This window comes from Oribacterium sinus, assembly GCF_963537195.1.
Classification (GTDB): domain Bacteria; phylum Bacillota; class Clostridia; order Lachnospirales; family Lachnospiraceae; genus Oribacterium; species Oribacterium sinus_A.
Genome location: NZ_CAUTEG010000114.1, coordinates 1 through 6730 on the forward strand (window position 1 = coordinate 1; position 6730 = coordinate 6730).

The window sequence follows — 6730 nt, forward strand, 5'->3', positions numbered from 1 at the left end:
GTTTTTCGCTTAGTATCCGCTACGTGGCGAAGCTAGCGAGAGCGTGCCCCAAATTTAGACCTATATTGCTTAGAAAACTATTTTGATTTTTTAAAGCCTCTTCTCTATTTTGTTCTTTGGAAATTTGTTTAGATATTTCGTATTTTACTTCTTCGGATAGAAGCCGGAGGGCTCTTCCTTCAGGTTAATCAAAATATTCTTCATCTGGGTGTAGTGCTCCAGGATAACTTTATGGGTTTCTCTTCCCACGCCGGAGGTCTTGTAACCGCCGAAGGGGGCTCCTGCCGGAATGGCATTGTAGGTATTAACCCACATTCTTCCGGTTTCAATGGCTCTGGATACCCGGATAGCCCGGTTAATGTCTCTGGTCCATACTGCACCGCCCAAGCCGAAGTCGGAGTCATTTGCCATGGCAATCACTTCTTCCTCTGTCTTAAACTTGATGATAACCGCTACCGGTCCAAAGATTTCTTCTCTTGCCGCCTTCATGCTGTTGTCTACATTTACCAAAAGTGTAGGTCTGTAGAAAGCGCCCTTGGAAAGCTCTCCCTCATCAAAGACTCTTCCGCCGCAGGCAATCTTAGCACCGTCCTGTACTGCGATGTCCACGCAGGACTGAATCTTCTCCACCTGTCTGTCATTGACCTGGGATCCCATCTGAGTATCCGGATCCAAAGGATTTCCCACCTTCACCTTATTGAACTGCTCTACCGCAGCCTCTACGAAGCGGTCGTAAATGTCCTCATGGACAAAAACACGGGAGCCTGCACAGCAAACCTGTCCCTGATTAAAGAGAATTCCCAGCTGTAAGCCGTCGATAGCCATATCAAAATCACAATCCGGGAAGAAGATATTGGCAGACTTTCCTCCCAGCTCCAGGGTTGCCGGAATCAACTTTTCTGCCGCAGCCTTTGCCACGCTGTAGCCCACCTCTGTAGAACCGGTGAAGGCCAGCTTTCTGAATCCCTTATGCTCCAGCATATACTGTCCGGACTTGGAGCCTGCACCGGAGATAATGTTAATTACGCCCTTCGGTACGATATCCTTAATCAGCTTCATCAACTCCAATACACTGAGGGGTGTGGCGGAGCTGGTCTTTAAAACGGTACAACATCCGGAAGCCAAAACCGGCGCCAGCTTCCAAGCCGCCATCAGGAAGGGGAAGTTCCAGGGTACAATCTGTCCCACTACGCCGATGGGCTCCCGAATAATTAAGGAGAGAGTATTCTCATCAAAGAAATTGGCGGAATCCTCCTCCGTACGGATAGCCCCCGCAAAATAACGGAAGTGGTCTGCCGCAAAGGGAACATCAATATTCATGGTTTCCCGGATGGGCTTTCCGTTATCCAAACTCTCCACCTTTGCCAGATGCTCCTTGTTTTTATCAATCACATCCGCAATATCCAAAAGAATCTTGGAACGCTGAATTTTATCCAGCTTCTTCCAGCTGTCAAAAGCCTTCCATGCCGCATTCACTGCTCTATCCACATCTTCTCTTGTGGCCTCAGCCACCTTGGCCAATGCCTCTCCTGTAGCAGGAGAATAGGTGGTAAAGGTCGCCTTATCCGAACTCTCGCAAAACTCTCCGTCAATAAACAATCCATACTGTTCCTGTAATCCGTATGCCATAAAAATTCCTTTCTTTGCTAACTGTACCGGTTTAAATGGGATATTTCTTTCATATCCCATCTATTTACTGGGAATAATTGTATCATTATAAATACAAATAAAACAAGGACTTTCCTTTCGGAAAGCCCTTAAATAAATATAAATTGTTTATATAATTTTTTGAATCAATTTCGGGATTTTGTAGTAATCAAGAAACGTCGGAAAATGTGATAATTCCGCTTATTTCGCTTATTTCGCTTATCTCTAAACTGCTACCGGGAAAAGAAATCCTTACGCAATCCCCTGACTATTCTTCAGATTCTTTCTCTCCTCCGCATCAAACTTGGTGGTATCTCTACCTCTGTTCGGATCATGGTGAGGATGCATCTTAACCTCCAGTACCGCCTTCAACATTGCTACAAAAATGTCGGACTGGTACTTGCTCTGATAGAAACCGATCATGGGAGAGGTCTTATCCTTATCCAGCACCACATACTTCGCAGGAAGCTGGGTAAGAGAAAGGGCGGTAACATCGGCAATACACTTATCGCAGGTACAGCCTCCGTGCTTTTGAATCAGGCCTCGTACGTCCTTGGTTTTCAGGATATCCAGCATCACATTTACAATGTGGAACTCAGGTTCCGGCTCATCATATTCCGCCAGAAGCTTCTTCTCCAGATTCAACTGAATTTCGTTGGTGATTTTATCATTTTCGGAAGACTCATCAATAACGGTAATCTTACTCTTTTTGTAGGAAGGAAGGGATGCCGGCTCCTCTTTTTCATGATTCTCCGCCCTACTTTCCTCTTCTAATGCTCTTTGGAGCTCTTCTTTCTGCTTTTCCTCTTTCTGCTTTTCTGCCTTCTCGGCTTCTTTCTTATGCTCTTCCTTCATCTGCTCTTCCTTCACATCGAAGTTATCCACAGCAGATTGGAAATTGCTTACCGCACCGTCAAAGTGCTCTGCAGCCTCTTTGGTTTTCTTTGCCGCCTCGTGGAAGTCGGAAAGCATAGCAGGATCTATCGTAACGCCTGGGGTTCCGGAAGCATTCCCTCCGGCATTTGCCTGTGTACTTCCTCCGGCCTGCTCAAGCCCTTCCTCCGCTACAGGAGCGGAGGTTAATAAATTCAATACATGGGATGTTTTGTTGGATTTCGTTGTCTTCTTTGTAGCCATTATCCGATCACCTCTCTTAAATGGATATCCTCTGCGATTTCCTCAATAAATCTTGCGTAATCGGTTACCGCAGGAGAACGTTTGTTGTAGGAAAAGATATCTTCCCCATGGGCCGGCGCTTCCGCAATGGCCACTCCGGGACGAATCTTCGTTTCGAAAACCTTGGTGGAAATCTGTTCCGCTAGGCCTCCTGCCATTTCCTCCACGTCTCTTGCCAAAGTGGTTCTCTTGTCAAACTTGTTCAAGAGAATCCCTAAGACCTTTAAATCCTTATTAAGCCCCTGTTTTACCGTATCAATAGTTTCCCTTAGCTGTGACAATCCCACCAAAGACAGGATGTCAGAGGACATGGGAATAATTAAGAAATTCGATACGGCATAGGCATTGATGGTTAATAAATTCAATGCCGGGGGAGTATCAATCACCACATAGTCATAGTAATCCATCAAAGGTTGCAGCATTTCCTTCAAAGCCACTTCCCGCTTTCCGGGAGCCAGCTTTTCCAGTCCTGTGGTGGAAAGAGAAATGTCGGAGGGTAAAATATCGCATTTCTTCAGCCGACGAATCGCCTGCTGCACCCGAACCTTGCCCTGTAAGGCATCCAATATGGTGGTGGGGTTGCTTCCCTCTAAGCCCATACAAAAGCCTAAGTTTCCCTGTGGGTCTAAATCAATGCCCAAAACCTTCGCTCCCCGGTCTGCCAGTCCTGCGCAGATGGCTGCCGAGGTGGTGGTTTTTCCTACGCCTCCCTTTTGATTGGATACTGTGATAATGATTGACAAAATGAACCTCCCTGCATCAAAAAATCCTGACTAAGCAAACGAAACAGCATGCTTAGGGAAAAGATTTTTCTTATGCACCTTCCTGTGATGAATAGAAAGAAAGTTCTTCCTTTGTAAAGTTCTTTAAGCCCTCCGTGATACCTGCCTCATCCAGATTAAAACGCTTTCCCGGATAGCTTTCCCCGTATTGATTCTTCAGGGTCAGCAGCTCACTTTGGTACAAGGATTGGGAGATACTGTCGGAAAATGAACGATACTCCGGGTCTCCGTAGGCATTTGCCCCGGTGGACAGGGAGAAAATCTGCTCCAATCCCGCATTCTTTGTGACACGGAAAATGGAATCGCTGTTCCCGTTATGCCGATAAACTACCGGCTCTCCCGTTAAGTTGTTCTTTCTCAGTTCTACCTGATAAGCGCCGTTGGCTTCCTCTTCTAAAAGGGCCGCAAGGCTTCTCTCCTTGTTCTGTGCTACAGAACTTCCCTTCTGCTCTGGTAACTTCTCTTGATAGAGGATAACGGATAATACGGATTTCGGTTCTTCTTTTCCCTCTTCCACGGCTTCTTTATAAAGGACAAGGTCCTTATAGCCGTCCTGATCCATATCAATTAAGGCAAAGGATTTTGGAAAAACTTCCTCTCCGGTGAGAGTCTTTTCGGAGCTTTCCGGATCAGCCACATCCACCGCCCGCTTCTTTCCGAAGTCCTTGGTCTTGTCCTTTTCCAGCTCTTCTCTAAGCATCTGACGATACTTGTTGAAGTTTACAAGCTCTTTTCCTTCCTTCCCGATATAGGTCTTACCGTCCTTGGAAAACTCTTCTTCTAAAAGTCTTCCGTCCTGATCGAAGAAGTACTCTGTCTTGTCTTCCGGATCCACATACTTTCCTGTGGTCATCAGGCCGCCGCTTCCGATATGGTAGGACTGTCCGTTATAGTTAATCCACTCATTTTCCAAAGGAGTATTCGGCCCCAGCATAAAATACCAAGATTCTCCCTGCTGCACCCATTCTCCGTCCGAAGCACTGACCTCTGCAAAGGCCGGCACTGCGGATAAGCACAATGCGGAAAGACCAAACAGGAAAGCTACACCCTTTTTGGAAAAGCGACAACGGGACAAAGCGTCCTTTCCGTTTCGGGAAAGAGTCTTTGTCTCCTTCTGCATAAATCCTTTAATCTTCATCCCTTATCTCCTTCATTATACCCAATTCAAAATCCAATGTATAGTATATTGAACAAAAAGGACGAAAGAACTTCTTTCTTCCTGAAAGTGCTCCTCCGTCCTTGGTCCATCTCAATTCTTATTATATCTTTTCACTTCTGTCCAGTGAAATTTTTCTAACTTCTCTACTGTTCAGTATAAGCCACTCGGCATACTCTGCCGTTCCGTAAAACTTTCCAAACTACTCTACCGTTCAGTGAAATTTTTCCTGATTACTCTTCATTTCTGAAGCCTGCATGCTCAGACTCCAAGAAGCGCTTGATTAAAACGTCCAAAACCTCTACCAGGTGGCCGATTTCCGGCTTGGTCAGCTGCTCGTCCGCTCCTACTTCTTTTCCCTTAACCCGCATCTGATCGTTGATTAAGGAAGAGAAGATTACAACAGGAATTCTCTTCAGACGCATATCTTGTTTTACCAGCTTGGTAAGACGATGTCCGTCCATGATAGGCATCTCAATATCGGTGATTAAGACATTTGCCTTTCTGTAAAGATCCGGATCGTTCTTGAGAGAGGAAAGATAGTCCCAACACTCCTGTCCGTTGTTAAAGATTTTAACATCCTTAAATCCTGCCTTCTGTAAAGAAGTACCGATCATTTTCTGAAGAAGTACAGAGTCCTCCGCAATGATTACCGGAGCTGTGGTAATGTCTCTTTCACCCATCTGCTCGATTTCTTCAATCTGGATGCTGGTTTCCGGAGAAATTTCCGCAACAATCTTCTCGAAATCCAAGATGGTTACCAGCTGGTTATCACACTGAGCAATACCGGTAGCTACGGATTCCGCACCATTTGCCAAGGTACGATCCGGCTTCTGGATGCTCTGCCAGGAAATACGGCTGATGCCTTCGATAGAATCCACACGGAAAGCTACCATCATTTTATTAAAATGAGTGATGATGAACAGATCTCTTGCTCCCTGCTCCGGTGTAGCGCCGGTCAGATAGTTCGCCAGGTTGATTACGGTAATCAGCTGCTCTCTCGGCTTAAAAAATCCCTCTACGGAAGGATGAGAATGGGGCATAGGCTTAATCTTCTCAGTCATCATGATTTCTTTTACCTTAGCCACATTGATTCCGTAAAACTCTCCCAGAACACGAAACTTCATAATCTCAATTTCGTTGGTTCCGGACTCTAATAAAATGCCTTCCTTTTCGTTTTTCTTCTTCATTTCTATAATCCTCTCCCTTTTCGTTCTTCCCTGAACCCGGGACTAGCCTCTTGCCCGCATTACAGTTTGTTATCTATCCTTAAATCCGAACATCATCCCGTCCGTAGGTCCGTATCAATACTTCCCCCGTTCCGGTGTCCAGACTCATGGTCCTTGCATAATTTGCGCCGGTGTCTTCCGCCACCAGCTGTATTCCCTCTTCCCGAAGAATTTTTTTAACACTTTCAATATTTCGCTGTCCAATATTTCCGAAGCCCGCATTTCCGCTGATTTCGAACATCTTGGCTCCTCCTGCGATTTTCACCGTGGTACGGCTTTTCACCATACCGAAGGCTGCCATTTTCCGGAGGGTTTCCCTAATCCCGGTATCCGCATATTTGAATACGTTGGGATCCGATAAATTGACCTGTTCCGGCAACATGATATGAAGTAGTGCCCCCAGCTTGATATAAGAATCATAAAAGGCCAGTCCTATACAGGAGCCTAAAGCGTAGGTAATGATCACTCCCTCTCCTCGGGTCAGCTTCATGTCGCCAATCCCTACCTTGAGTTGTTTCTCCAAAAGCATGGTTTACACTCCCAGCTTTTCCAGAATCGTATTCAAGGAGCTTATATCAGGTAACATCAAAAGCCACGAGGGAAGACTTTTGCCATCCATGACAAATTCCGCATTACAGTACATCAGCTTATCCGTTTCATAGCCAAACTCCACCATGGGAACGGTAAGAATTCCTCCCAGCATATTCACTGTACTGCTGGGCACCGACAGATTTAAGTCC

Annotated in this window: 6 protein-coding genes and 1 pseudogene; all 7 read right to left on the bottom strand. The window is 45.8% G+C overall.

The window, feature by feature from the left end; translation table 11 throughout:
- Nucleotides 1-144: 144 nt before the first annotated feature.
- On the bottom strand, nucleotides 145-1629 hold the full coding sequence (locus RYL27_RS10150; protein ID WP_314967002.1) for an aldehyde dehydrogenase family protein: 1485 nt from the start codon (nucleotides 1627-1629) through the stop codon (nucleotides 145-147).
- A gap of 270 nt (nucleotides 1630-1899) precedes the next feature.
- Nucleotides 1900-2784 carry a late competence development ComFB family protein gene (locus RYL27_RS10155; protein ID WP_314967004.1) on the bottom strand — a complete coding sequence of 295 codons (885 nt, stop codon included), beginning with the start codon at nucleotides 2782-2784 and terminating at the stop codon, nucleotides 1900-1902.
- Nucleotides 2784-3566 (bottom strand): ParA family protein, encoded by a 783-nt coding sequence (locus tag RYL27_RS10160; RefSeq protein ID WP_007156848.1) that lies wholly within the window; start codon nucleotides 3564-3566, stop codon nucleotides 2784-2786. Before RYL27_RS10160 ends, RYL27_RS10155 begins: the two co-directional genes overlap by 1 nt.
- Before the next feature lie 70 nt (nucleotides 3567-3636).
- On the bottom strand, nucleotides 3637-4743 hold the full coding sequence (locus tag RYL27_RS10165; RefSeq protein WP_314967005.1) for a hypothetical protein: 1107 nt from the start codon (nucleotides 4741-4743) through the stop codon (nucleotides 3637-3639).
- Between the two features lie 251 nt (nucleotides 4744-4994).
- Nucleotides 4995-5951: a chemotaxis protein gene (locus RYL27_RS10170; protein WP_308579536.1), complete on the bottom strand. Its 957-nt coding sequence runs from the start codon at nucleotides 5949-5951 to the stop codon at nucleotides 4995-4997.
- Nucleotides 5952-6030: 79 nt separating this feature from the next.
- Nucleotides 6031-6519: a chemotaxis protein CheD gene (locus RYL27_RS10175; RefSeq protein ID WP_007156851.1), complete on the bottom strand. Its 489-nt coding sequence runs from the start codon at nucleotides 6517-6519 to the stop codon at nucleotides 6031-6033.
- A 3-nt stretch (nucleotides 6520-6522) separates the two neighbouring features.
- Nucleotides 6523-6730 (bottom strand): annotated as a pseudogene (locus RYL27_RS10180) (chemotaxis protein CheC); the annotation flags it as partial.